This window comes from Steroidobacter flavus, assembly GCF_042651805.1.
Lineage (GTDB): Bacteria > Pseudomonadota > Gammaproteobacteria > Steroidobacterales > Steroidobacteraceae > Steroidobacter > Steroidobacter flavus.
On the sequence record NZ_JBHSDU010000003.1, the window covers coordinates 591,193 to 616,712 of the forward strand.

At 61.8% G+C, this 25,520-nt stretch carries 24 protein-coding genes; 11 read left to right on the plus strand and 13 right to left on the minus strand.

All coding sequences use genetic code 11. The features are described from left to right. Positions 1 to 185: 185 nt before the first annotated feature. The 4 genes from ACFPN2_RS08095 to aceK all read left to right on the plus strand — a co-directional run bounded on the left by ACFPN2_RS08095 (position 186) and on the right by aceK (position 5,493). Positions 186 to 872, plus strand: a complete 687-nt coding sequence (locus tag ACFPN2_RS08095) for a response regulator transcription factor (RefSeq protein ID WP_380596102.1) — start codon at positions 186 to 188, stop codon at positions 870 to 872. After that, positions 829 to 2,124, plus strand: coding sequence for a sensor histidine kinase (locus ACFPN2_RS08100; RefSeq protein WP_380596103.1), 1,296 nt, complete (start codon positions 829 to 831; stop codon positions 2,122 to 2,124). The genes ACFPN2_RS08095 and ACFPN2_RS08100 overlap by 44 nt, the downstream gene beginning before the upstream one ends. A 111-nt stretch (positions 2,125 to 2,235) precedes the next feature. Beyond that, on the plus strand, positions 2,236 to 3,537 hold the full coding sequence (icd, locus tag ACFPN2_RS08105; protein WP_380596104.1) for an NADP-dependent isocitrate dehydrogenase: 1,302 nt from the start codon (positions 2,236 to 2,238) through the stop codon (positions 3,535 to 3,537). Positions 3,538 to 3,729: 192 nt separating this feature from the next. Next, a complete protein-coding gene (gene aceK, locus ACFPN2_RS08110) occupies positions 3,730 to 5,493 on the plus strand; it encodes a bifunctional isocitrate dehydrogenase kinase/phosphatase (RefSeq protein WP_380596105.1) in 1,764 nt (587 codons plus the stop codon). Positions 5,494 to 5,560: 67 nt separating this feature from the next. Here the strand turns inward: aceK and ACFPN2_RS08115 are convergent, their stop codons facing one another. Further along, entirely contained in the window at positions 5,561 to 6,079 is a 519-nt protein-coding gene (locus tag ACFPN2_RS08115; protein ID WP_380596106.1) for a hypothetical protein, read from the minus strand. A gap of 50 nt (positions 6,080 to 6,129) precedes the next feature. Beyond that, positions 6,130 to 6,657 carry a hypothetical protein gene (locus tag ACFPN2_RS08120; protein WP_380596107.1) on the minus strand — a complete coding sequence of 176 codons (528 nt, stop codon included), beginning with the start codon at positions 6,655 to 6,657 and terminating at the stop codon, positions 6,130 to 6,132. A gap of 229 nt (positions 6,658 to 6,886) precedes the next feature. Here ACFPN2_RS08120 and ACFPN2_RS08125 point away from each other — a divergent pair, with 229 nt between their 5' ends. From ACFPN2_RS08125 to ACFPN2_RS08140, 4 genes are all read left to right on the plus strand, one after another. Beyond that, a complete protein-coding gene (locus ACFPN2_RS08125) occupies positions 6,887 to 8,272 on the plus strand; it encodes a metal-dependent hydrolase family protein (protein ID WP_380596108.1) in 1,386 nt (461 codons plus the stop codon). A 163-nt stretch (positions 8,273 to 8,435) separates the two neighbouring features. After that, a complete protein-coding gene (locus ACFPN2_RS08130) occupies positions 8,436 to 9,257 on the plus strand; it encodes a LytR/AlgR family response regulator transcription factor (protein ID WP_380596109.1) in 822 nt (273 codons plus the stop codon). 186 nt (positions 9,258 to 9,443) lie between these two features. After that, entirely contained in the window at positions 9,444 to 11,663 is a 2,220-nt protein-coding gene (locus tag ACFPN2_RS08135; RefSeq protein ID WP_380596110.1) for a molybdopterin cofactor-binding domain-containing protein, read from the plus strand. A gap of 8 nt (positions 11,664 to 11,671) precedes the next feature. After that, positions 11,672 to 12,148: a (2Fe-2S)-binding protein gene (locus ACFPN2_RS08140; RefSeq protein WP_380596111.1), complete on the plus strand. Its 477-nt coding sequence runs from the start codon at positions 11,672 to 11,674 to the stop codon at positions 12,146 to 12,148. Between the two features lies 1 nt (position 12,149). On the opposite strand, the gene ACFPN2_RS08145 is transcribed toward ACFPN2_RS08140, so the two are convergent. Further along, positions 12,150 to 12,656, minus strand: a complete 507-nt coding sequence (locus tag ACFPN2_RS08145) for a M23 family metallopeptidase (RefSeq protein ID WP_380600079.1) — start codon at positions 12,654 to 12,656, stop codon at positions 12,150 to 12,152. Beyond that, positions 12,653 to 12,985 carry an Mpo1-like protein gene (locus ACFPN2_RS08150; RefSeq protein WP_380596112.1) on the minus strand — a complete coding sequence of 111 codons (333 nt, stop codon included), beginning with the start codon at positions 12,983 to 12,985 and terminating at the stop codon, positions 12,653 to 12,655. Before ACFPN2_RS08150 ends, ACFPN2_RS08145 begins: the two co-directional genes overlap by 4 nt. A 59-nt stretch (positions 12,986 to 13,044) precedes the next feature. On the opposite strand from ACFPN2_RS08150, the gene ACFPN2_RS08155 reads away from it, so the two are divergent. Beyond that, entirely contained in the window at positions 13,045 to 13,263 is a 219-nt protein-coding gene (locus ACFPN2_RS08155; protein WP_380596113.1) for a hypothetical protein, read from the plus strand. Here the strand turns inward: ACFPN2_RS08155 and ACFPN2_RS08160 are convergent. Together ACFPN2_RS08160 and ACFPN2_RS08165 are read right to left on the minus strand one after the other, a co-directional pair. Then, positions 13,260 to 14,246: an LLM class flavin-dependent oxidoreductase gene (locus tag ACFPN2_RS08160; RefSeq protein WP_380596114.1), complete on the minus strand. Its 987-nt coding sequence runs from the start codon at positions 14,244 to 14,246 to the stop codon at positions 13,260 to 13,262. The two genes, ACFPN2_RS08155 and ACFPN2_RS08160, sit on opposite strands and share 4 nt — an antisense overlap. A 124-nt stretch (positions 14,247 to 14,370) precedes the next feature. Further along, positions 14,371 to 14,979 (minus strand): hypothetical protein, encoded by a 609-nt coding sequence (locus ACFPN2_RS08165; protein ID WP_380596115.1) that lies wholly within the window; start codon positions 14,977 to 14,979, stop codon positions 14,371 to 14,373. A 167-nt stretch (positions 14,980 to 15,146) separates the two neighbouring features. On the opposite strand from ACFPN2_RS08165, the gene ACFPN2_RS08170 reads away from it, so the two are divergent. Then, on the plus strand, positions 15,147 to 16,631 hold the full coding sequence (locus tag ACFPN2_RS08170) for a hypothetical protein (protein ID WP_380596116.1): 1,485 nt from the start codon (positions 15,147 to 15,149) through the stop codon (positions 16,629 to 16,631). 4 nt (positions 16,632 to 16,635) lie between these two features. Here the strand turns inward: ACFPN2_RS08170 and ACFPN2_RS08175 are convergent, their stop codons facing one another. Together ACFPN2_RS08175 and ACFPN2_RS08180 are read right to left on the minus strand one after the other, a co-directional pair. After that, positions 16,636 to 17,802, minus strand: coding sequence for a trans-sulfuration enzyme family protein (locus ACFPN2_RS08175; protein ID WP_380596117.1), 1,167 nt, complete (start codon positions 17,800 to 17,802; stop codon positions 16,636 to 16,638). Continuing rightward, positions 17,799 to 18,590 carry an amidohydrolase gene (locus tag ACFPN2_RS08180; RefSeq protein ID WP_380596118.1) on the minus strand — a complete coding sequence of 264 codons (792 nt, stop codon included), beginning with the start codon at positions 18,588 to 18,590 and terminating at the stop codon, positions 17,799 to 17,801. The genes ACFPN2_RS08175 and ACFPN2_RS08180 overlap by 4 nt, the downstream gene beginning before the upstream one ends. Before the next feature lie 327 nt (positions 18,591 to 18,917). Here ACFPN2_RS08180 and ACFPN2_RS08185 point away from each other — a divergent pair, with 327 nt between their 5' ends. Further along, on the plus strand, positions 18,918 to 20,033 hold the full coding sequence (locus ACFPN2_RS08185; RefSeq protein ID WP_380596119.1) for an AAA family ATPase: 1,116 nt from the start codon (positions 18,918 to 18,920) through the stop codon (positions 20,031 to 20,033). On the opposite strand, the gene ACFPN2_RS08190 is transcribed toward ACFPN2_RS08185, so the two are convergent. The 5 genes from ACFPN2_RS08190 to ACFPN2_RS08210 form a co-directional block, all read right to left on the minus strand. Next, the gene (locus tag ACFPN2_RS08190) at positions 20,030 to 21,175 is read right to left on the minus strand and encodes a methionine aminotransferase (RefSeq protein WP_380596120.1); all 1,146 of its coding nucleotides are present in this window, start codon (positions 21,173 to 21,175) and stop codon (positions 20,030 to 20,032) included. The genes ACFPN2_RS08185 and ACFPN2_RS08190 overlap by 4 nt on opposite strands. Positions 21,176 to 21,354: 179 nt before the next feature. After that, the gene (locus ACFPN2_RS08195) at positions 21,355 to 22,191 is read right to left on the minus strand and encodes an ABC transporter permease subunit (RefSeq protein ID WP_380596121.1); all 837 of its coding nucleotides are present in this window, start codon (positions 22,189 to 22,191) and stop codon (positions 21,355 to 21,357) included. After that, a complete protein-coding gene (locus ACFPN2_RS08200; protein ID WP_380596122.1) occupies positions 22,188 to 23,195 on the minus strand; it encodes an ABC transporter permease subunit in 1,008 nt (335 codons plus the stop codon). Before ACFPN2_RS08200 ends, ACFPN2_RS08195 begins: the two co-directional genes overlap by 4 nt. Further along, positions 23,192 to 24,334 carry an ABC transporter ATP-binding protein gene (locus ACFPN2_RS08205; protein ID WP_380596123.1) on the minus strand — a complete coding sequence of 381 codons (1,143 nt, stop codon included), beginning with the start codon at positions 24,332 to 24,334 and terminating at the stop codon, positions 23,192 to 23,194. Before ACFPN2_RS08205 ends, ACFPN2_RS08200 begins: the two co-directional genes overlap by 4 nt. A gap of 21 nt (positions 24,335 to 24,355) precedes the next feature. Further along, a complete protein-coding gene (locus ACFPN2_RS08210; protein ID WP_380596124.1) occupies positions 24,356 to 25,507 on the minus strand; it encodes a polyamine ABC transporter substrate-binding protein in 1,152 nt (383 codons plus the stop codon). Positions 25,508 to 25,520: the final 13 nt, after the last annotated feature.

The window sequence follows — 25,520 nt, forward strand, 5'->3', positions numbered from 1 at the left end:
TGTCAATATGCGCTCGGCATGCTGCGACAGGTTGACGGGGCCGTGACATTTGTGTGATGGCGACGCTGAAAACGACGCAATCCATCACGTTTTCCAGGTATTTACCGACCGCCAGTTGCGATCACGTACAATGTGACAACGATGTGTCAGCGTGACTGACTCAATTCTGACCCATATTTCCGCCCATGCGCCTGCTGCTGATCGAAGACCACCGTGACATCGCCGCCAACATCGCCGAGTTCTTCGAGGCGACCGGCGACAGCGTCGAGCACGTGCTCGATGGCGAGCGCGGCCTGCAACTGGCGTTGAATCAGACCTACGACGCCATCGTGCTGGACCTGATGCTGCCCAGCCTCGACGGCTTGTCGCTATGCAGGCAGCTGCGGCAGGCCGGCCATACGCGCGTGCCGGTGCTGATGCTGACCGCGAAGGATCTGCTTCAGGACAAGATCGAAGGCTTCGAGGCCGGCGCCGACGACTATCTGGTCAAGCCGTTCTCGCTCGCCGAGCTCGACGTACGCTTGAAAGCCCTGATCCGCCGCGCCACCGTGGCCCCGGCGCAGCGCTTGCTCACGGTCGGCGATCTCACATTCGATCTGGACACATTGGAAGCCGAACGTGGTGGAGAACGAGTGAAGCTCAATCCAACCACACGCCGTCTGTTGATCGTGCTGTTACAAAACTCGCATCGGGTGGTCACGCGCCAGGAGCTGGAGAAGGAGCTGTGGGGCGATCAGCCGCCGCAGGGCGACTTCCTGCGCGCTCACATGCATGCGCTGCGCACAGCCATCGACAAGAACTTTACGACCAAGTTGTTACATACCGTCCATGGCACCGGTTATCGACTTTCGGCGGAACCGCCTCGTCCGTAAGCTGGGCGAGCTGATTGCGCACCTGAGCCTGCGTGCGCGCATCGCCGGCACGATGATCGCGTTGCTGGCGGTCGCCGGCCTGATCCTGAGCGGCTGGGCCTATCTCGCCGACGAGCGCCTGAAACGAAACATCACGCTCGACCTGCTCTCCGAAGAGCTCACCCACTTCGAGCAGCGCCTGCATGCGGATCGCGGTGCCGAGCCGTTGCGCTCGGCGCGCCTGAGTATTTACAGATCCAGCGATCTGGCCGAGCTGCCGCGCCACATCGCCATGCTCAAGCCTGGCGAAATGCATCGGGTGCGCTCGGGCAAACGTTTGCTCGACGTGCTGGTCCGCGACGGCGAATTCGGTCGTCTCTACATCACCTACGACGTCACGACCTATGCGACCCAGGAGAAGATCGCGCTGCTGGTGCTGGGATTGGGCGTGGTCGGTGTCGTACTCGTCGCCGGCGCCGCCGCCACAGCGATCTCCCGCCGCCTGGTCGAGCCGGTCACGGTGCTCGCCGACCGGCTCACTCAGATCGATCCCGGCCAGCGACACGTCCGCATCGGCACACAGTTCGCCGGTAACGAGCTGGAGCCCATCGCGCGCTCCATCGATACATTCATGGAACGGCTCGACGGCTTCGTCGAGCGCGAACAGTCCTTCACCGCCACCGCCAGCCACGAATTGCGCACGCCGCTCGCAGTCATGCGCGGCGCGGTCGAGCTGCTCGAAACGCAAACCGCCGGGCGTCCCGGCGCGGGCAAGGCCATCGCCCGCATTCAGCGCGCCGTGCGCGAGATGACTGAATTCACCGACGCCCTGCTCGCCCTGTCTCGCGAGCCGCAACTGGTCGCGCCGGCCGAGACGACTTGCGATGTCTACGCCGTGCTGGCGCGGGTGGTCGAGGACCAGCGCAGTGTTGCACCAGAAAAGCACATCGTTGTGGATCTTCACGGCGGCCCGCTGCGGGTCGCGGCCCCGGAAAGCATGGTCGCCATGACCCTGGGCAATCTGGTCCGCAACGCCGTCCAGCACGGCACCGGCACCGAGATCCTGTGCCGCTCTCAAGGCCGCGAACTGGTGGTCAGCAATGCCGGCGCTTTGCCTGCCGGCCAGCTCGAAAACATCCCACCGCGCTTCACATCGCATCCTGGCGGGCACGGCATGGGCCTGTACCTGGTCAGGCGTATCTGCGAGCGCTACGGCTGGGCGATCCGGCTGGAAAACGCCGGCTCCGGCGTGACCGCCACTGTGAATTTCTGAGCGTCGGTCGACACCCCACGCCGGCCGCGACCGGCGGGGTTGTGATAGCATGCCGGCCCCCAAAATACCGGCAATCCCACCCCTTACGAACCAGCTCCACGGAGTTCGTCGATGTCGACCGCAGTAAAACTGAATGTGCCCCCGCAGGGGCAGAAGATCACCATCCAGAACGGCAAGCTCAACGTTCCCGATCAACCCATCATCCCCTTCATCGAAGGCGATGGCACCGGTCCGGACATCTGGCGCGCCTCGGTGCGCGTGATGGACGCAGCCGTGCAAAAGGCTTATGGCGGCAAGCGCAAGATCCATTGGATGGAGGTGTACGCCGGTCAGAAATCGAACGACCTGTTCAACACCTGGCTGCCGGATGAAACCGTGCAGGCCTGCCGCGACTACCTCGTGTCCATCAAGGGCCCGCTGACCACGCCGATCGGCGGCGGTATCCGCTCGTTGAACGTCGCGCTCCGTCAGATGCTGGATCTGTACGTGTGCTTGCGCCCGGTGCGCTGGTTCAAGGGCGTGCCTTCGCCCGTGCGCACTCCGGACCGCGTCGACATGACCATCTTCCGCGAGAACACCGAAGACATTTACGTCGGCATCGAATTCGAAGCCGGCACGCCGGACAACAAGAAGTTCCTGGAAGCCTTCAAGGCCGCGTTCCCCAAGCAGTACGCGAAGATCCGCTTCCCCGAGACGTCGGGCATCGGCCTGAAGCCGGTGTCGCAGGAAGGCACTGAGCGTCTGTTCCGCGCAGCCGTCGAGTACGCCATCGTCAACAAGCGCAAGAGCGTGACGATCGTGCACAAGGGCAACATCATGAAGTTCACGGAAGGCGCGTTCCGTAACTGGGCCTATGCACTGGCCGAGAAAGAGTTCGGCGCGCAGACCTACACCTGGGATCAGTGGGAGCGCACCAAGGCTGCCAAGGGCGAGAAGGCCGCGAACGAAGAGCAGGATGCGGCCAAGAAGGCCGGCAAGATCATCATCAAGGACGCGATCGCCGACATCACTCTGCAGCAGGTGCTGACGCGTCCCGAAGAGTTCGACGTGATCGCCACCATGAACTTGAACGGCGACTATCTGTCGGACGCGCTGGCTGCGCAGGTCGGCGGCATCGGCATCGCACCGGGCGGTAACGTCAACTACGTGACCGGCCACGCGGTGTTCGAAGCGACCCACGGCACGGCGCCGAAGTACGCCAACCTGGACAAAGTGAACCCGGGCTCAGTGATTCTCTCCGGCGAAATGATGCTGCGTTACATGGGCTGGACCGAAGCGGCCGACGCCATCATCAGCGCCATGGACAAGACCATCGGCCAGAAGACGGTCACTTACGACTTTGCACGCCTGATGGAAGGCGCCAAGGAAGTGAAGTGCTCCGAATTCGGCGACGCCTTGATTCGCAATCTGTAAGTTCGTCAGGGATGCCCTCTCCTTCCGGAGAGGGCATTCCCCGCCAGTTTCTTTCCGGCGGCCCTCAATCGCCGTACGGCTCGGAACGGAGCTGTTTGAGCCGTACGGCGATTGAGGGCCTCTTACTCTGGCGGTCGCGCGCATCACTGACAGCGCGGTAATATCTCAGACATCTTCATGGACCCATTGAACATGTCAGCACCAGCAGCTTCCGTTCTTTCCCGTGACGCATTGGTCGATACCTGTGCGGGCGCGCTGGTCCAATCGTTCGCGGATTACAACGCGGAATTTCGTTCCATCACGCGACGCGCGCCTCAGCGCTTCGAAGAGCGCGACTGGCGCGGCAGCCTGCGCGACGCGGTCGAGCGAATCGAGCTCTACGACAAGTGCGTCAATCGCGCCGTGCACCAGATGCAGGCACGACTCGGCGAAGACGTCACCGAGCGCGCCTTGTGGAGCAGTATCAAACGTCGCTTCACCGAGCTGATCGACGCCCTGCCCGACCTCGAATTCGACAAGACGTTCTTCAACTCGGTCACACGGCGCACGTTCGGCACCATCGGTGTCGATGCCGCGGTGGAATTCGTGGCGCTGGATCTGGATCCGATCGCGGCCGTGACGTCGTCGATCGAAACAAATGTTTATGTGAACCGCGGCTCGCTCGAGCTGCTGTTCGAAGAAGTGCTCGCTGACTTCCGGTTCCGCACGCCGTATCTCGACTTCGATCGCAGCATCCGCACGATCAGCAATGAAGTGCGCGCCCAGTGCGAAGTGGACGCCGATGCCTCCAAGCCGCCGCTGCAGGTCGAGCAGATCGAGATCATCCGCACTGTGTTCTTCCAGATGACGCGCGCCTACCTGGTCGGCCGCATCTCCGGCCCGGGCTGGCAACTGCCGTTCGTGCTGGCGCTCCAGAACACCGAGAGCGGCGTGCGCATCGACGCGGTGATGATGGACGAAAGCACCGTCAGCATCCTGTTCAGCTTCACGCGCTCGTACTTCCACGCCGACCTGGCGCACGTCGGCCAGGCCATCGTGTTCCTGAAGAGCATCCTGCCGCGCAAGCCGGTGAGCGAGCTGTACACCGTGCTCGGCCGCGCCAAGCAAGGCAAGACCGAGCGCTATCGCGAGCTCTTCAAACATCTGCAGAAGAGCGAAGATCAGTTCGTGCACGCACCCGGCGATAAAGGCCTGGTGATGATCTGCTTCACGCTGCCGTCGTTCGACGTGGTGTTCAAGATCATCCGCGACCGCTTCGCGTATCCGAAGAACATCCTGCGCGAGGAAGTGCAGAAGAAATACGAAATGGTGTTCAAGCACGACCGCGCCGGCCGGCTGGTCGATGCGCAGGAATTCAAGCGCTTGAAGTTCCCGGCCGCGCGCTTCTCGAAAGAGCTGGTCGCCGAGCTGCAGGACGAAGCCGCCAACACGGTGCACTTCGAGGATGGCTACGTGATCATGGATCACGTGTACATCGAGCGCCGCATGACGCCGCTCAACCTGTACATCCGCAACGCTTCACGCGAAGACGCCGAGAAAGCTGTGCTCGATTACGGCCAGTGCATTCGCGATCTGGCCGTCACCAACATCTTTGCCGGCGACCTGCTGCTGAAGAACTTCGGCGTCACGCGCCACGCCCGCGTGATCTTCTACGATTACGACGAGCTCTGCCCGGTCACCGAGTGCCGCTTCCGCGACGTCCCGCAGTCGAAGTTCGACGAAGACGATATGCGCGCCGAGGCTTGGTTCCACGTCAACGACAACGACGTGTTCCCTGAAACGTTCATGCAGTTCCTGGGCTTCGATGCGCACCTCAAGGAAGTGTTCCTGAAAGTGCACGGCGAGATCATGACCGCCGAATGGTGGCGCGGCATCCAGCAACGCCTGCGGGATGGAGAAGTGCTCGAAGTGCTGCCTTATCACCGGCACCGCGTGCGGGTGTTCAGCAGCCTCTGATCCCGATCAAAACAAAGCCGGCGCACCTCAACGAGCTGCGCCGGCTCAGATCAGAACAGCACTATCGTTAGAACATGAACCGGAAGATCAGGCGCGTCTGCGTGCCTTGAGTCTCGTTCTCGATGTCGTTGCTGAAAAACGAATTGTCTTCGCTATCGGTCTTCTCGAAGGCATAAGCCACTTCGCCGCCCAGCGAGAAGTGCCCGCCAAACACGTACTCGACACCGAAGGTCGGCGCGATGCCGTAGCCGTCCACGGTCGTCTTGCTGGAACCCGTCTTGCTCGAGCCGTCGAAATAAGTGATCCGGCCGCCGTAATAGATCTGCGCCGCCTCGGTCACCTTGCTCTTGCCGAACACGCCAACGCCCAGCTCCAGCAAATCCGACTCCGAGTCGAAGCCCGGGTCATCGTTACGTTCTTCTTTGTAATAGCGCAGGCTCGGCTCGAGCCGGAACTTATCGGAGAAATCGATGGGCACGTAGATCACGCCATCATCCGACTTCGCCGACACGCCAACACCGAAATCCGCCGCCATCGCACCGCTCGCGAACAACGCCAGACCGGCAGCCACAACTAAATTCCGCATCGAAACTCCTGTGATTTCCATCGATTTCCGTGAGCAACGCTGCCTGAGCGTCAAAATTTATAGCGCAGGACCACGCGTGTCTGCGTGCCCTGGCTCTTGCGTTCAGTATCCCGGGTGAGGCCCTGTTGCCTGAAGTTGCCTTCGAGATCGACAAAGCGATACTCGAGCTCGCCGCCTAACGACAGGTGCTGGCCAAACAAATACTCGAAGCCGAAGGTGGGGGCGACAGCAAAGCCATCCACATCCTGGCTGAAGATGAAACCCGAGGGCTGAGAGCGATACTCGGATTCGATGTACGACAGCCGGGCGCCGAAATAGACGCGGGCCGCTTCGCCGACTTTGCGCAAGCCCAGGACACCGACACCGACGTCCAGGGTCTTGTCGAAATCCACGTCGTTCCTGGCCTCGTTCTTGGCGTATCGAAGGTGGGGCTCGATCCGGAAGGACTCGCCGATGTCGATGGGCAGATACACGGAACGATCGTCCGTGGAGCGCGCCGCGATGCCAATTCCAAAATCAGCGGCGAACGCGCCGCTCGAACACAGTGCCAGACCGGCAACTGCAAGCAGACTCCGCATCAAAACTCCTTTCGTCTATTCCGTTACGGGCGCGACGCTGGCGCGTGCGCCGGGGGCGAACTTTGTATGCCGACATGCCCTAGGACCTGTGCATACGTCACATTTTACCTAGAATGCATGCCAGTGTGCATGAGATATGCAACCTGTGAGATGACGCCGCGCTGGACTGGATGCTCGCGCAACCGTTGCCTAAGATCGGCCGCTTCGCGGTCCTCCTAGGAATCTACTAATGCAACGATCGCCTCGTTCCCGCTCCCGCCTGGCACGCTCGTCCCTGGTCATGACCGGCGTACTTGCCCTGTTGAGCTCCGTCTCGAGCACAGCTCAGGCGCCCACGCCCGTCAGCAAAGTCGTTTACATCCACGCAGGCACGCTGCTCGACAATCCCGGCGGCGCGCCCCGTGGCAACTCGACGCTGATCGTGCGCGATGGAAAGATCGAAGCGATCCGCGAAGGTTTCGTGGCACCGGAAGGCGGCGCGAAGCTGGTCGACCTGAGCAAGCAATTTGTGCTCCCCGGCCTGATCGACATGCACGTTCACATCTTCAACGACGATAACAAGATGCGCGCCCGCATCGAACAGAATAACCGCGACGTCGAAGACAACTTCGTGATCGGCATTGACAACGCACGCCGCACGCTCGAAGCCGGCTTCACGACCCTGCGCGATCTCGGCTCGGACGTTCACAGCGTCACGGCACTGCGCGATGGCATCAACAACGGCCTGCTGGTCGGCCCGACGCTGTACGTCGCTGGACGCAGCATCTCCATCACCAGCGGTCACGGCGATGGATCGAACAACACCAATCGTGACATTGCCGAGATGGTGCATGAACACGCCGACAATACTTGCAACGGCGCCGATGACTGTCGCCGCGCCGTCCGCGCGCAAATCTCTCAGGGCGCGGATGTAATCAAGTTCGCCGCGACCGGTGGCGTGAACAGCAACATCGCCGGCGGCCTGAATCAGCAAATGTTTGCTGACGAGATGAAAGCCATTATCGACACCGCTCATATGTTCGGTCGCAAGGTCGCCGCGCATGCGCACGGTAACAATGGCATCAAGGCGGCGCTCGAAGCCGGCGTCGACTCGATCGAACACGGCACCTACACCGACGCGACCACGAACGCACTATTCAAGAAGCGCGGTGCCTGGTTCGTTCCGACCATGGTCGCTCCGCACGCGGCTCTGGCACAGGCACAAGCCGGCGCTCGTTCTCAGAACACGTTGCTCAAGGCTCAGGAAGCCGTCGCAAGCCACGCGAAAAACACGGCGGGCGCCATCAAGGACGGTGTGAAGATTGCGTTCGGCACCGACTCGGGCGTCGGCGATCACGCCAAGAATGCCAAGGAGTTTGCGCTCCTGGTGCAGGCGGGCATGACACCTGCCGGCGCGATCCGCGCAGCCACGCTCGACGCGGCCACGTTGCTGGGACAGGAAGCGCGCATCGGCTCGCTCGCACCGGGTAAGGACGCGGACATCATCGCCGTCAGCGCCAGCCCGCTCGAAGACGTGACCCGTCTGGAGAATGTCGGGTTCGTCATGCGCCGAGGCGTCGTCCACAAGCTCGACGGTCAGCGCCAGGCGTTCCCGGAACAGCTCGCGAGCCGCTGATCCGACCTACTGCGATAGGGCGGCAAGCGAAGCAATTCCTTGCCACCCCTTTTTTGGGCCGCCGGAATCGCAACGGCGGCCACTCGATGTCCCTGGCCGGCCTGCTATGCTAATTTCCGTCCGCCCTGTCAGTCGGACGGGGCGATCGGCCGGGAGACTCACCGTGTCGGCTCGCACTATTTCTTTGCCGCGTGAACTGGCGTGGCCGCTTCGCCGCGACTTTCAGACCTCCTCGATCTGCTGGGGCGCTTTCATCGTCCTGCTGTCCTGCTATTGCATGGTGTATCAGGTCGTCGTCGACGATGTGCCCGCGAACTTCGCCGCCTCGTTCACGTATGTATTCAAGAACTGGGGCGTGTGGCTGATCAGCACCCCGGTCATCTTTGCCACCCTGCGCAAGTACTCCACCAAATGGCACGACCGCGCCGTCGAGTTCGTCGCCCTGGTTGCGGTCGTGGTGTTTATTTCAACAGCCGTGCCGGTCGCCATCGATTTGCTGACACATGCGCGCGACGCCGCGACCAGCTTGATGATTTTCCTGCCCCGCTATGTGGCGGTGGTCGGAGTCGTGTATCTGGTGTGGCACGTGTTCCTGAGAGAGCGTCGGGTCGCCACGGAAACAGTGGATGTCTCGCCGTCGCCCGCGCCTGAACCGCCGGCCACCCTGCTCGTCAGCAAGGGCGCCGACCAATGTTTGATCCAGATCAATCGCATCGAGTACGTCAGCGCCGCCGGTAACTATGTCGAGATCGTCGAGCGCGGCCACCGTTATCTGATGCGTGCCACGCTCAAGCAGGTCGAGGACCTGCTGCCCGCCACCGATTTCATTCGTATTCATCGTTCCCATCTGGTCCGGCGGGATGAGATCGAGCGGATCAAGAGCCAACCCTCGGGCAACGGCACCGTGCAGCTGCGCGGCGGCCAGCTCCTGCCCATGAGCAAAAAGCACAAACAAGCGCTGCATCGGTACCGCCCGGCGGAATAGCACCTCCGGTGCCGGACTGCAGCCGCCCGGCGAGGGCTGCGCAGGCGTCAGCCATTCGTCCCAACGGCCCGCCATTCGTCCCTGACGGCCGCCATTCGTCACATCGAGCGCTCCGCCATCACATTTCGCTGGCAGCCTTCGCTCCCGGTCGCTGCAATGGCCTCCTATCCAAGGAGAGCCTTCCGCATGCGAGCGCCGTCCGTCGATTTTCTGGACCGCCGTACCTTTCTGAAAGCCTCGGTGTCCGCCGCCGGCGCGCTGCTGATCTCGATCCCCCTGCCTCCCCGTTCGTCGTTGGCTGCGCGAGCGGCGGAGGCTTCTCCGTCCTGGTGCGTCTATCTGACCCTGCATCCGGACAACACCGCCGAGCTGATGTCGCCGGTCATGGAGATGGGCCAGTTCATGCGCACCACCGGCCCGATGATTCTGGCCGACGAGATGGATCTGGACTGGTCGCGGGTCACCATCACCCGGGACGAGCCCGTCCGGATGATCAGAGATTCCAAAGGCGAGGTGGCCTACCAATATGGCCAAAGCAGCGCCGGCGGCAGCCAGACCGTCCGCAATAACTGGGATTACATGCGCCGCGCCGGCGCGACTGTCCGTCGCATGCTGGTGGAAGAAGCGGCGGCCCGATGGCAGGTTTCGGCAGACACGCTGATCGCTCGCGACAGTTTTGTCATCGATCCGGCGGGAGACCGCCGTCTCAGCTATGGCGAGCTCGCCGGCAAGGCCGCTGAGCGACGAGTGAATCCTGACCAGGTGAAGCTCAAACAACGCGCCGACTATCGCATCATGGGCAAGGATGCCGGCGTCGTGGATGTTCGCGACATCGTGATGGGACGCCCGCTGTTCGCCATCGACGAAGATTATCCGAATGCCTTGCAGGCCGTGATCGAGCGAGCACCCGCCCTCAACGCCGAGATCGCGAGTTACAACAAGGCGGCGGCGCTGGCCGTGCCGGGCGTACGTCACCTCATCGAGCTACCGCGCAAAGTCGAAGATCATTGGCCGGGCGGCGAAGCACAGGTCCTCGCGGCCGGCATCGCCGTGCTCGCCGACAGTCTGTGGTCGGCGATGCAAGGGCGCAAAGCACTGCAAGCGCAATGGAAGAACGCGGCGACCGACGACTCGACACGACAGCTGCAGGAGTTTCATCGCCAGGTCCTGAGTAGCGAGCCGGCGGAAAAGCTCGTCGACGACGGCGATGTGGACGCCGCGTTCGCCACTGCCGACCTGGTGCTCGATCTCACCTACGAGAAGCCCCTGTTCGCGCATGCGTGCATGGAGCCTCACAACTGTATTGCCGATGTTCGCGGCGATGGCGCCACCATTGTCACAGGCCATCAGGTGCCGCATTGGGTCGCGCGCGAGGTCGAACGTATCGCTGGCGTTGATGCCTTGAAGGTGAAGGTCATCAGCAAGCGCATGGGTGGAGGCTTCGGCCGTCGCTCGGAGCTCGACTACGTTCGGGAAGCCGTGACGTTGAGTCATCGGATCAAACGCCCCGTCAAAGTGACGTGGACGCGCGAAGACGAGATCCAGCGCGACTTCTTCGATGCCGCCGCCGTCATGCGCGTACGTGCGGCGCTAAAGAACAAGCGCATCGTCGCCTGGCATCATCGCCAGGCACAAACCCGCGGCTGGCCCGAAGCCCGCGACTATTTTCCCGCGAAGGTCGTGTCGAATTATCGAGTCGAGCGCTTCCGACCCACTTCAAACATTCAGTGCGGACCGTGGCGCGCTCCCACTCAGTTGCAATGGGCCTTCGCCACCGAATCCATGCTCGACGAGCTGGCCCACGCGGCCGGCGAAGATCCGCTCGCATTTCGGCTGCAATGGCTGCAGCCGTACAAGGCACATTCCATCGATAACTGGGCGGCCAAGAGCCTTCATTCCGGCCGTATGGCCGCATGTTACGAAGCGGCCGCGCGACTCGCCGATTGGAAACGTCCGCGACCCAAAGGTACCGGGTTGGGAATCGGCGGTCATTTCACATTCGGCACGTACGCGGCGTGCGTGCTCGAGGTCAGTGTCAGCGATAGCAATGAACTGAAGATCCTGCGCGCCTGGGGCGCGATTGACTGCGGCTTCGCCATCAACCCGAATCACATTCGCTCGCAAATGGAAGGCGGCTTCATCGACGGCTTGAACGCCGCGCTGTTCAACGATGTTCATGTCAGCGAAGGCCGCGTCGTGAACGACAACTTCGGCACGTTGCGCTGGATGCGACTGCGCGAGGCGCCGCTATCCATCGACGTTGAAATCATCGATAGCGGTTACGACCCCACCGGCGTCGGCGAACCTCCCGTTCCTCCCGCCGGCGCCGCGCTGGCGAACGCCATCTTCGCCGCTTGCGGCAAACGCGTGCGTCGCATGCCAATCGCGGACAGCTTCAAGATCTGAGCACTGCCATGCCCATCGAATTCACATTGAATCGCGACCCCATCGCGGCGCCCGACGACAAAGCTGAGATGCCGCTGTTATGGTTTCTGCGCGAGGACATGCGACTCAAAGGCACAAAGTTCGGTTGTGGCATCGGACAGTGCGGTGCCTGCACGGTCCTTTCCAACGGCAGCGCCGTCCGCTCGTGCGTGATGCGCGTGGCCGACGCCAAGGGACTCTCCATCGTCACCATCGAAGGCCTGGCGAGCGGCGAACGCCAGCTGCATCCCGTCCAACAAGCCTGGATCGAAACCGACGTGGCTCAATGCGGCTATTGCCAAAGCGGCCAGATCCTTTCCGCCGTAGCCCTGCTCAACCGCTCCCCCAACCCCACCGACGCCGACATCGACGCCGCCATGACCAACCTCTGCCGCTGCGGCTCGTACGTGCGAATTAGAAAAGCCGTGAAGGCCGCGGCGCTACGCAGTAAGACGAGCCAGCTCTAGCTCACGCGATCACTTCGCCGGGATCGACAAAGAACATTCGCTTCCATCCCTGCGTCTGCCCCGTGGCTTTCCACACGCGCGGGATCACTTGCAAGATCGCATAGTGCAAATGCGGCGCCTTGCCCGCAGCGTTGCCCGATGTTCCTACGGTGCCTAGCGCGTCGCCCGCCGTCACGATCTGCAATGGCCGGACGCTCGAGCTACGCAGATGAGCGAAGTAATGAATTCGCCACTTCGGCCCGAGGACGGCGACGACGTTGCCGCCTATTCCCATCTGCCCTCGATAGACCACCGTGCCGTACACCGGCGCGACCACCGGCCGGCCCGCGGGAGCGAATATATCGATGCCCTTGTGAACGCCCGACTGGCCCCAAGGCTCGTACCAGAACGATTGTTTGTTCCAGTCACGAGCGCTGGCGCCCTGCACGGGGATGCGCCCGCGCTCGGGCAATAGGAACGGAATGACCGCCAATAGCGCGACGACCAGCGCAATCTTCTTCTTGTTCAGATCTTGACCTTTCCCAGCCAGATATCCCGATACATCACCCAATCGCCGCGGAAACTATACAGCGGCCGCTGGAAGCTGGCGGGCCTGTTCTTTTCGAAGGCGAAATGACCCACCCAGGCGAAGCCGTAGCCGCACAACAGGCCGACCAGCAGCCAATAGCCGTCGCCGGTGGCGAGCAGCAGCACCAGGCAGCCGAGCGCCAGGGTCGAGCCGATGAAGTGCAGCAGGCGGCAGGCGCGGTTGCTGTGCTCGGACAGGTAGAAGGGATAAAATTCCTCGAAGGTCGAGAACGACTTCGGGTCGACGGCAGTCGCGGGCTTGGTGTCCATGCGGCTTCCCTCTGAATAGAATTTACCGCATACCTTGCGCCTGCCGGCGGCAAACAGCAATGAGTTACAACGACATCCCCGACGTCCGCGACGGCCTGACCCGCAAGGAGCGCATCGTCCTGTACGTGCTGCACCAGACGCAACAGGAACGCGGCGATCACAACGTGCCCACCCCCATGCTCTGGGGACGCGTTTGTGAGTATTTCTATATCAGCCCGGAAGAGCTGTCCAAGATGCTGGCGCGGCTCGGCGCCATGAAATATCCGGGTCAGCCCTAGCCCGCGTTGGCCTCCGCCGCGATCTGATACGAGCGCAACCGAGCCGCATGATCGTAGATCATCGACGCGACGATGATCTCGTCCGCGCCAGTCACATCCGCAAACGCCTTCAGCTCGCGCCGCACCGTGTCCACCGTGCCGATGGCCGAACAAGATAAAACCTCGTCGAGAATCGACCGATCGTGCGGATGCAGATTCTCGTAATACCCCGGCACCGGCGGCTGCAGTTTCTTCGGCGTGCCTGAGCGCAGATTCACGAACGCCTGCATCATCGAGGTCACAACCACCTTCGCTTCCTCATCCGTGTCGGCACCGAACACGTTGAACCCGACCATCGCGTACGGCTTGTCCAGATATTTCGACGGTTTGAATCGCGCCCGATAAATCTCCAGCGCGTGCATCAGCTGCCCCGGCGCGAAATGCGAGGCGAACGCGAACGGCAATCCCAACGCCGCCGCGACCTGCGCACCGAACAAGCTGGAACCGAGAATCCACAAAGGAACATTCAATCCCTGTCCCGGCACTGCCTGCACCCGCTGACCTTCCTGTAACGGCCCGAAGTACGCCATCAGCTCCAGCACATCTTGCGGAAATGCCTCCGGATCGGAATTGAGTGTCCGCCGCAGCGCTCGTGCCGTCGCCTGATCGGAGCCGGGCGCACGGCCCAAGCCAAGATCGATCCGGCCGGGAAACAAAGATTCCAACGTGCCGAATTGTTCGGCCACGGTCAGCGGCGAATGATTGGGCAACATGATGCCGCCCGCCCCGACTCGTATGCTCGACGTTCCCGCCGCGACATGCCCGATCACGACCGCCGTGGCGGCGCTGGCAATGCCGGGCATGCTGTGATGTTCCGCGAGCCAGAACCTCTTGTACCCCCAACGCTCGGCATGCTGAGCGAGGTCGAGCGAATTGCGCAGGGACTGGGCGACGTCGCTGTTCGCCGCGATGGGCGACAGGTCGAGAACGGATAGAGTAGCCATGGCCGCACAATACTGGAGCCGCGGCCTCAGGATTCAAGCCATGCAGGAACGACAGAAGTTCACGGACAAAGAAAACCCGCCTCTGGGGGAGGCGGGAAGGTGCAAAGTTGGGTCGTCAGAAAAACTATGGGTCCCGTGTCTGTTCGTTGTGTTTGGCGTCGTAGATGTCGCGACTCTGCTGATTTAAATCCTGGTGCAGGTCGATGCGCTCATCCCGGGTCAACGTGCCATCGGCCTTGTAGGCCTGCTCGGTCTGCCGGATCTCACGCCGACCGTCGCGCAGCTCCTGTGCCTCGTCGTGTGTCAGCTCGCCAGTCTTCACGCCGTTGACGATCCGACCGGTTTGATTCGCCTGCCGCTGATTCACGCCAGGATCGCGCACCGCTGCCGGCGGACGATCCTGGGCATCGTGCTTCTGCTGATAGATATCGCGGCTGGCCTGATTTTGTTCCTGATGCAAATCGACCCGCTCGGCCCGAGTCAACTCGCCATCGGATTTATAGGCGCGCTCCAGCTGCCGAACATCGCGCTGCTCCCGAGCCAACTTCCCGGTCTCACGACGCGTCAACTCACCGGACCGCACGCCCTGCTGAATCCGTTGCCGCTGATTCTGCTGGCGAGCATTGACGCCAGGATCTCGCACTCCAGCCTCGGCCTGACTCAGGCTAGCGATCCCCATGACGCCGGCGACTATCAGCACCCAGCGACGCTTTGTGACATTTGCGACCTGCATGGACGGCTCCTCGTGTAGTTCCAGATCAAGCGCGGTCTGGGAGATACAACGCGGATCGTCGTTGGCGGTTGACGAGCAAGGTTATTGTTAAGAGCGTGTCTGACAGTCGCTGCCTCGCGACATCGGTTGGTTATACTCAGGGCTCAGCGGCAATACCGAATCAGCTCATGTTCCAGCAAACAAAGGCGCTCTGCTTCGCGGCGCTCTTATTCTTGTCCGGCGCCGCTCAAGCCGCCTGGCACACCATCGACGCCGCCCCCATTCGCATCGTCAGCGAGCTGTCGCCCAAGCAATCCCAGAAGATCCTGCGGGACCTGGACGTGTACCAGGTGACAGTCGCGCAACTGCTCCCGAACGTGAATACCCGTTTCAAGGTGCCGATGACCATCCTCGTGCTCAGCCCCAAATCGTGGCAGCGCTACGTGTCGGGCGGGCAAGGCAGAGCGGGCTTCGTGTTCACGCGCCCGGGACGCGTGCACATGGTGATCGATGGCAGCGCCTGGACGCGCGATGCGCCCGTGCTGTTTCATGAGCTGAGTCACGTGATCCTGCATCAGAACTCGGGCGGTCGCGAGCTGCCGACTTGGTACGACGAGGGCTATGCGGAGTTACTCAGCACGATTCGTTCCTCGGGCGGCGACAAGGTGAAGGTCGGCGGCGTGCCGGTGTGGCGCTGGGTCAGCCTGCAATCCAATCCGTGGATGCCGCTCCAGACGCTGCTCGGCGTGTCGCACGACTCGCCGGAATATGAGAAGGAACGATTGGCGAACTCGTTCTACGCCGGCTCCTGGCTGATCATGCACTATGTGACCTTCGGCGATAACCGGCAGCGCGGCCGGCAGATCGAACAATATCGCTCGTATCTGAGCGACGGCTTGAAGCAGGAAGAAGCGTTCGCGAAGGCCTTCCCTGACGATAACGGTGCCTTCGAGAAGGAGCTGCGCGCCTACTCGAAGCGCACCTCATTCATGCTGGCGGAGTTGAAGGTGTCGCTGCCCGACACCGCTCAGCGAGAAGCGGTGAAGATCACCGATGCCGAGGCCTTCGGCGCCATCGCCGATTTCAAACTCGCAACGGCCCGGACCGACGACAACGACCTCGCATTGTTTCAACAGTGGGCAGCTGGCGCGGCCCCCGATGCAGTTCCGACACTGCGGCTCGGCGCCTTGCATGCTCTTCGCAACGAGCGCGAGGCTGCAATGTCCATCGCGGATGCGGGCTGCACCGTGAGATCCGCTTCCTATGACGTCGCTAAGGCCTGCGGCCTCCTCTATTACCAAGCGGCCTTCGAGAAGCTGCCCTGCCGGTGCGAGGAACTGATGGATCTGGCGCGCCAGTCGCGTTATCACTTCGCCCGCGTGCTGGACGAAACACCCGACGACGTCGAGTCGCTGTTATACGCGGGCACCGCGTCCATCTGGGCTCAACGGGCCGACGACCTCGCCCGCGACGGCCTGGTCCGCGCCTGGCGCGATCGAAAGATTCGCGACGACGAGATCGCCTACGCCCTCGCGTATCTCTACGCCCGCGACGACTATGCGACCGCCAAACAGTATCTAGAACTGGCGCTGATGTACGCGACGGGCTATCAACGCCAGCAGCAACTCGCCCGGGAGATCAACAACTGGAGTTCGCACGCACCGAAGGAGTGAGGGCTCAGCCCGCCGCTAACGCCTGCTGCAAATCCGCGATCAAATCCTCGACGTCCTCAACGCCGATCGACAGTCGCATGGTCCGATCCGAGACCGCGGCCCAGTTTTGCTCGGCTTCGTTGAGATCCCGGGGCCGCATCAACTGCCCCGGCTGAATCAGCGATTCGGTCGAGCCAACGCTCGCCGAGATCGCAAACAACTTCAGCGCATTCGCAAACGTCGTCGGCGCCACCCCGCCCTCTTTCAGCTCGACGGAGACGATCGCGCCACCGTCCTGCATCTGCCGTTGCGCCAGTTGATACTGTGGATGTGAGCTCAGCCCGGGATAAGTCACACGCTCCACATTCGGATGCGTCTCGAGGAACCGCGCGATCTCCAAGGCATTCGCGCACTGACGCTCATATCGAAGCGCATACGTCTTCAATCCACGCTGGATCAAGAACGCAGTATGAGGATCGAGCGTTGCGCCGATGACGATGAAGTCATGCCGCATCCTGTCGATGATCTCGCGACGGGCAATCACGGCGCCGCCCATCACGTCGCCATGCCCCGAGGCGTACTTCGTCAAGCTATGCACGAACACATCGATGTCGAACTGTCCGTGGTTGTGAAAGCCCGCGAAGGTATTGTCCAGCACCGTCAACGCACCGTGCCGCTTCGCCGCTGCCGTGATGCCTTCGATGTCCGCAACCTTGAGCACAGGGTTGGTCGGGGTCTCGAAGATCACCAGGCGCGTCGGCTTGCTTGCCAGCGTCCGCTCGATCCCTGCGGTGTCTTCGATTGAAAGCATGGAATGGGTGACGCCGAAGCGAGCCAGCACCCGACGGATCATGTACCGCGTCGGCTGATACATCTCCGCGAACAGCACCACATGATCGCCCTGCTTGCACAGCGCCAGCACCGCGAGATTGACGGCCGCCACGCCCGAAGCAGTCAGCAAACATTCGTCGCGACCTTGCAACTGGGCGAGCGTGAGACCCAGTTGCTCCAACGTCGGATTGGAGACGCGGGAGTATTGGAATCCTTCACGCTGCCCGCGCGACTGCCGCTCCGACTCGGCCACATCGTCGAAGGTGAACTTCACCGATTGATAGATCGGGGCGACCAGCGGCCGGTTGTCGGCGGGCACGCTGACGCTGGGCGGGTGATTCAAACGAGTGGAGATTTTCATGGCTCGAGCCCGATCAAATGAAAGTCGTCGGCGTCCAGATGCGCAGGGAATTTGGCGCGGAATCCGTCGAGCGCCGTCTTGTCCAACGTCACCGTCGCAACGAACTCCTGTTCTGATGGCGGCGTCATCGGCTGACCGAGATAGTCGATCGCCGCGCTGTCGCCGGTGTAGTTGACGCCCGTGCCATCCTTACCCACCCGATTCACAGCGATGCAATAGCTCAAATTCTCGATGGCTCGCGCCTTGATCAGCGTCTGCCACGGATAGCGCCGTCGCTCCGGCCAGTTCGCGACGTACAGCAACACATCGTAGCCGTCGTCACTCCGGTTCCGGCTCCAGACCGGAAAGCGCAGGTCGTAACAAACCAGCGGCAGGATCTTCCAGCCCTTCAACTCGACCACCCGTCGCTGCGACCCTGCGCGATAGTGATCCTGCTCATGCGCCATCCGAAACAGATGACGCTTGTCGTAGGTCTCATGCGTGCCGTCAGGCCGCATCCACACGAGGCGATTGTAGTAATCATCGCCGTCCTGGGTCGCGATGCTGCCGGTGATAACCGCCCCGAGCGCAGCCGCCTGCTCTCGCATCCAGCTGACCGTCGGCCCATTGGCAGATTCAGCGACGGACTCCGGCGCCATGGTGAAACCGGTCGTGAACATTTCGGGCAGCACGACCAGGTCGGTCTTTCCCGCCAATGCGGCGAAGCGCTCCTGCAGGCGCCGGCGATTGGCCTCGGGGTCGTGCCAGGCCAGATCGGTCTGGATCAATGTGACATTAAGCGCGCTCATGATTGAGAAGATACGGCGCAAAGCACGCCATCGCCAGTATTCATGGAAAAATCGTTGACACCGGCGCGGCCGCGAGTAGGATGCGCGACCCCGAGTTCACAACGGCCTCCAGGAGCCGATCAATGTTCGCACCGCCCAATCTCAACCTCGATATCAATAAACACGAGCGTTAGTTTCGCGAGATGACTTGCGGAGCGCGCCCGCTCCCGCAGGTCAGGTGCGTAGCCCTTTGGCTCCAACAAACCCCTGGCTGGGAAACCTGCCAGGGGTTTTGCCATTTTGGAACATAAGAATGGCTGGCGTTGAATTCTGGATTCGCAAAACTTTATGAGCATTCACAAGCTGAACCCCGACCGGACGCAGCCGGAGCCCAACCCGCTGGCGGTCGGCTTGAACTTTCATCATGAGATCTATGATTTCGCCGAGACGATTCTCAAAGCGCGGGCGATCCGCGCGCTCGAGAGCGTCGCTGCGAAGTATCCGGTGTATCGCCACGTGCGCTATGCGTCGCAACGCAAGCTGGAGGAGCTGTTCGACGACATCGCCCTGCATTGCGGCCTGAGCGCCTGCCGGCTCGGCATCGGCGAGCTGCTGCTGGAAGGTCCGGGCATTCTCGTCAACGTCGAAGGCTCCCGTACCGCCGGGTTCACCTCCTGCGGCTTCAGCTTCTGGGCCGACAGCATCGCGCGGGTCGATGAGTTGCGGGAGAAGCTGATTCGTATCATCGGCGAAGCGTATGCGCGCCGGCGTGTGTTCACGCTCGACTGGTATTTCATGTCCGCCCGCATGGGACTGAGCTCGACGTCGTTCGACGAACTGGTCGCCGATGAAATGTATGACGAGGCGTACCCCGCGCTGGGCCGCTCGGTGCCCGATTTTATTCGCGGCTACCTGGACGCGGACGAGACGGTGCTGATGTTGCTGGGACCGCCGGGCACCGGCAAAACCAGGCTGGTGCGCGCGATCCTGGGCGCGATGTCAGACCGAAAGGGCGACAGCGCGAAAGTGATGTACACGGCGGACAAGCGGGCGCTGGAGAATGACGAGATCTTCGTCAACTTCATCACCGGTCAGCACGACGCGTTCGTCATCGAGGATGCGGATCATCTGCTGCTTGCGCGTAGCAATGGCAATCACGATCTGCATCGCTTTCTGGCGATCGCCGACGGCGTGGTCCGCGCGCAGGGGCGTAAGATTATTTTTACGACCAACTTGCCGAACGTCACCGACGTCGACGACGCACTGTTGCGACCGGGCCGTTGCTACGCCAGCGTGCGCGCTCCGCTGCTGGTTCGAGAGGAGGCAGCGGCATTGATGCGCCGGCTCGTCGAGGATCGCGATCAAGCGGAGTCGCTGGTGGACAGCCTGTTTGCGGCGGGAGTGAAAGGCGTGTCTGTGGCGGACGTGTACCGCGCCCGCCCCAAAGCGCGCCGACCGAGCTAAAGCTTGCAGAGCCGCGCGGCCGCTTCTTCCAGCGTCGAATCGTTCTTGGCGAAGCAGAAGCGTAAAACGTTGAGCTTCGGCGGTGCCGTGTAGAACGGCGAAACGGGAATCGAGGCGACGCCGGCCTCGCGCAACACGCGGTCGGCGAACTCGACGTCCATTTGATCGGTGATAGCGCTGAAATCCAGCAGCTGGAAATAACTTCCAGCCGCTGGTGTCCAGCTGAAGCTCGAGTCGCGCAGCAGCTCGAGGAAACGATCGCGCTTGGCCTGATAGAACGCGCTCAATCCCGCGTTGTGCTCAGGGACTTCCTTCAGGAAGTCCGCGATCGCCAGCTGCAGCGGATGCGCGATGCTGAAGGTATTGAACTGATGGACTCGCCGGATCTCGCGAGTGATATCGGGCGGCGCCACGGCGTAGCCGACGCGCCATCCCGTGGCATGCATCGTCTTGCCGAAAGAGAACACGGCGACGCCGCGCTCATACAACTCCGGATGCTCGACGATGCTCGCGTGACGGGCGCCGTCGTAAATCATGTGCTCGTAGACTTCATCGGAAATCACCAGCGCATCTGTCGGCCGCAGGATCTCCGCGAGGATGTCCAGCTCCTTGCGCGGAATCACCGTCGTCACGGGATTGTGCGGCGTATTGATCATCACCAGCCTAGTGCGAGGCGTGATTGCGGCACGCACGCGGTCCCAATCAATCTGAAACTTCGGCGGATCGAGCGGAATATGAATCGGCCGGCCGCCCGCGGAAATCACCGCCGGCGCATACGAATCGTAGGAAGGATCGAACAGGATCACTTCCTCGCCGGGATGCACGAGCGAGACCACGGCGGAAAAGATCGCCTCGGTCGCGCCGAGCGTCACCGTAATTTCGCTATCGAGGTTGGGGAAACGGCCGTAACTCGTGCCGAGCTTCAGCGCGATCTGTTCGCGCAACTCGGCGACGCCGATCATCGGCGCGTATTGGTTGTGACCGGCCGCGACGTGGTAAGCGAGCAAGTCTTTCAGCCTGGCCGGCGCGTCGTAGTCGGGAAAGCCCTGCGCCAGATTGATCGCGCCCAGCTCCCGGGCGCGATTGGTCATGACGGTAAAAATCGTCGTGCCGATGTGCGGCAGTTTCGAACGGATCTTCATCTCCGCCCCCACGGATAATCAGGCGCGCATTCTCGCCGATGCTCCGGGCGACGGCGATAGCAGGAACCATTTGATCAATTGCCACTACTCGACTTCATCTGCTTCGATCCGCAAAGCATTTCAATCAGTTGCAGACTTGCCGAGGCCAGGAAGTCGATTGATCGGAGCTTCCGTAAGTCTTATTTAGCAGCCGCCGCCATCTGCATGTCGCGCAGGCGGCGTTTTTCCTGCCGCGCCATGAAGATGCCGGACACGACGACGCCGATGGTCACGAGCAGCACGATGATGGTCGCAAGCGCGTTGATGTCCGGGCTCACGCCCAGCCGCACTTTGGAAAAAATCACCATGGGCAGCGTGCTCGAGCCTGGGCCGGAGACGAAGCTGGTGACCACCAGGTCGTCCAGCGAAATCGTGAACGACAGCAACCAGCCGGAAACCAGCGCTGGCGCGATGATGGGCAAGGTGATGAGGAAGAAGATCTTCGCCGGACGCGCGCCCAGATCCATCGCCGCCTCTTCGAGCGAGTCGTCGAGCGAGGACAGCCGTGACTGCACGATCACCGTCACGTAAGCCAACGTCAGCGTCATGTGCGCGATAGTGATCGTCGTGAAGCCGCGGCCCGCGGGCCAACCGAAGGCGCCCTCCATCACCACGAACAACATCAGTAACGACAGGCCGGTGATGACTTCAGGCATGACCAGCGGCGCGGTCGTCATACCCGATAACAGCGTGCGGCCACGAAACTTACCGAAGCGCGCCAGCGCGAGTCCTGCCAGCGTGCCGAGAATGACGGCACCCGTCGCGTTGATCGCAGCGATTTTCAGCGACAGCCACGCCGCATCCAGGATCTGCCGGTTCTCCAGCAAACGCCCGTACCACTGGGTCGAGAAGCCACCCCACACCGTGACCAGTCGCGATTTGTTGAACGAGTAAACGATCAGCGACAGGATGGGGATGTACAGAAACGCGAAGCCGAACACGAGCACGGATATGCGGAACGTCGATGACTGTTTCATCGATGCGCTCCACGAGCCTCGGCCGCCTGCGCCCGCTGCAGCAACACGATCGGAATCACCAGCAGCAACAGCAACGCAATCGCCACTGCGCATGCCGCCGGCCAATCGCGCTTGGTGAAGAACACCTGCCAGAGCACCTTGCCGATCATCAACGAGTCGGACGGGCCCAGCAGCTCCGGAATCACGAACTCACCGACCGCCGGGATGAACACCAGCATGGAGCCGGCGACGATGCCCGGCAACGACAGCGGCAGCGTGATGGTGACGAACGTCTTGAACGGACGCGCGCCCAGATCGGCCGCCGCTTCCAGCAAGGTCAGATCCATCTTCTCCAGGTTGGAGTACAGCGGCAGGATCATGAACGGCAGATACGAGTACACGATGCCGACGTAGATCGCGAAGTCCGTCTGCAACATCACGATGGGCTCGTCGATGAGGCCGGTCCACATCAGAAAGTTATTGATGAGCCCGTTGTTCTTGAGGATGCCGATCCACGCGTAGACGCGTAGCAGGAACGACGTCCAGAACGGCAGGATCACCATCATCAGCAGGATGTGACGCCACGTCGACTGCGCACGCGCCACGGCATACGCCATGGGATAGCCGATCAGCAGACACAGCAGCGTGGAGATCGCCGCGACCTTGATCGAGTTGAGATAAGCCTTCCAGTACAGGCTGTCCTCGATCATGTTGTAGAAGTTCTTCAGATGCACGTTGATCTGCATCACGCCGCCTTCCATCCACTGTATCAACGGCTGATAGGGCGGAATGCCGATACGCGCGTCCGAGAACGCAATCTTCAAAACAATGATGAAGGGAACCAGGAAGAACAGCAGCAGCCAGAAATACGGAACGGCCGCGACCGCCGTGCGTCCCGTGATTCCCCAACGCACCAGGCGGGCCTGCGTCCAGCGATACGGCGGCAGGCGGTGCAGGAAATCGAGAATGAGCTGAACTCCCGCGCTGTGACGATGCCGGCGCGGCGCCTCAGCACGCGCGCTCATTCGCTCAGCACCACGGGACTGGAGGCATGCCAGCTCAAGTACACCGTCTGCTCCCAGGTGATGGAATCGTCGGCATGCCGATAGGTGTTGGGCTGCGTGACTCGCACGATCTTGTTGGAGGCGAGCTGCACCAGGTACACGGACATGTCGCCCATATACGCGATCTCCTTGACCACGCCTTGAGTGACGTTGTCGGTCTGCGCGGGCTTCTCGAGGGAGATATTGATCTTCTCCGGACGAATCGCAGCGGACACCACTGCGTCGGGCGCCGAGCTCACGCCGTGATCGACGTACACGGTGCCGCCCAACTCAGGTGAATCGATGCGCACGTGATCCGGCTCGTCCTCGATCAGCCGGCCTTCGAACATGTTCACATTGCCGATGAACTCGGCGACGAACCGGCTGCTCGGATATTCGTAAATGTCCTTGGGCGTGCCGACCTGGATGATCTCGCCCTGATTCATCACGCCGATGCGCGACGACAGGGTCATCGCTTCTTCCTGGTCGTGAGTCACGACCACGAACGTGACGCCGAGCTGTTCCTGAAGATTCACCAGCTCGAACTGCGTGTGCTCGCGAAGTTTCTTGTCGAGCGCGCCAAGCGGCTCATCGAGCAGCAGCAACTTGGGACGCTTCACCAGCGACCGCGCCAATGCGACGCGCTGCCGTTGACCGCCCGAGAGCTGATGCGGCTTACGCTTGGCGAACTGCTGCAGTCGCACGAGCTTGAGCATGTCGTCGACACGCGTGGCGATCTCGTCCTTGGCCACGCCGTCCTGCTTCAGACCGAACGCGACGTTCTGTTCCACCGTCATGTGCGGGAACAGCGCGTACGACTGGAACATCATGTTCACCGGACGCTCGTACGGCGGGATGTCGGTCACATCGACGCCGTCGATGAAGAGCTTGCCGCTGGTGGGCTCCTCGAAGCCCGCCAGCATGCGCAGGAGCGTGGTCTTGCCGCAGCCCGAGCCGCCGAGCAGACAGAACAGCTCCTTCTTGTAGATCTTCAGCGAGACATTGTTGACCGCGACGAAGTCACCGAACTTCTTGGTGACGCGATCGATGTGCACGTAAGGAACAGCTTGCGGATCGTTCCAGACCGCAAGCTGTTGCTGGGGCCGCGGATTCGTGGCCATGCAGTACCAGTACTTTGTTTGTTATTGACCGGTGGTGAACTTCTGCCACAGGCGCGCCATCGTGGCAGTGGCCTGCTCGCCGTAAGCCAGCGACGGGAACAGCTTGGCCTTCACTTCCGGCGTCGGATACACGCCCGGATCGTTCTTCACTTCGTCCTTCACCATCGCGAACGACGCGGCATTGGCGTTGGCGTAGTTCACGAAGTTGGAGTTGTTGGCGGCAACCTGCGGCTCCATCAGATAGTTGATGAAGGCATGCGCGTTCTTCGGATGCTTGGCATCGGTCGGGATGGCCAGCATGTCGAACCACACGATGGTGCCTTCCTTCGGAATCGAGTACGCGATCTTCACGCCCTGGCCGGCTTCGGCGGCGCGGTCGCGCGCCTGCAGGATGTCGCCGCTCCAACCGATGGCGATGCACAGATCGCCGTTGGCCAGATCGTCGATGTACTGCGAGGAGTGAATCTTGCGGATGTACGGACGGATCAGCTGCAGCTTCTCGGCGGCGGCGGTCAGGTCCTCGTCCTTCTGGCTGTTCGGATCGCGGCCCATCCATTGCAGCACCACTTTCAGGATTTCATCCGGCGCGTCCAGCACGGAGATGCCGCAGTCCTTGAACTTGGCGATTTCCTTGGGATCGAAAATCTGGTTCCAGGAATCGAGCGGCTTGTCGCCGAGGATTTTCTTGACCTTCTCGACGTTGTAGCCGATGCCCGTGGTGCCCCACAGGTAGGTCACGGAATGTTCGTTGCCCGGATCGTGGAGCGCGACGCGCTGCTGAATGTCCGGATCCATGTGCTGCAGGTTCGGGATCTGGCTCTTGTCCAGCTTCTGGAACACGCCGGCCTTGATCTGGCGCTCCAGGAACGAGGCCGACGGCACCACCACGTCGAAGCCGGAATTGCCGGCCAGCAGGCGGGTCTCGAGCATGTCGTTGGAGTCGAAGACATCGTAGGTGACCTTGATGCCGGTCTTCTCCTCGAAGTTCTTGATGGTGTCTTCGGCGATGTAGTCCGACCAGTTGTAAACGTGGAGGACCTTTTCTTCGGCGGCGGCGGCGCCCGTGGCGTCGGCCTGTTTTGCTTCTTCCTTCTTGCCGCAGGCAGCAACCGCCAGAGCGATCGTCGTAACGGCCAGCCCGGCGCGCAGTGAACTGTTGAACGCCCTACTCATCAGGAATACTCCC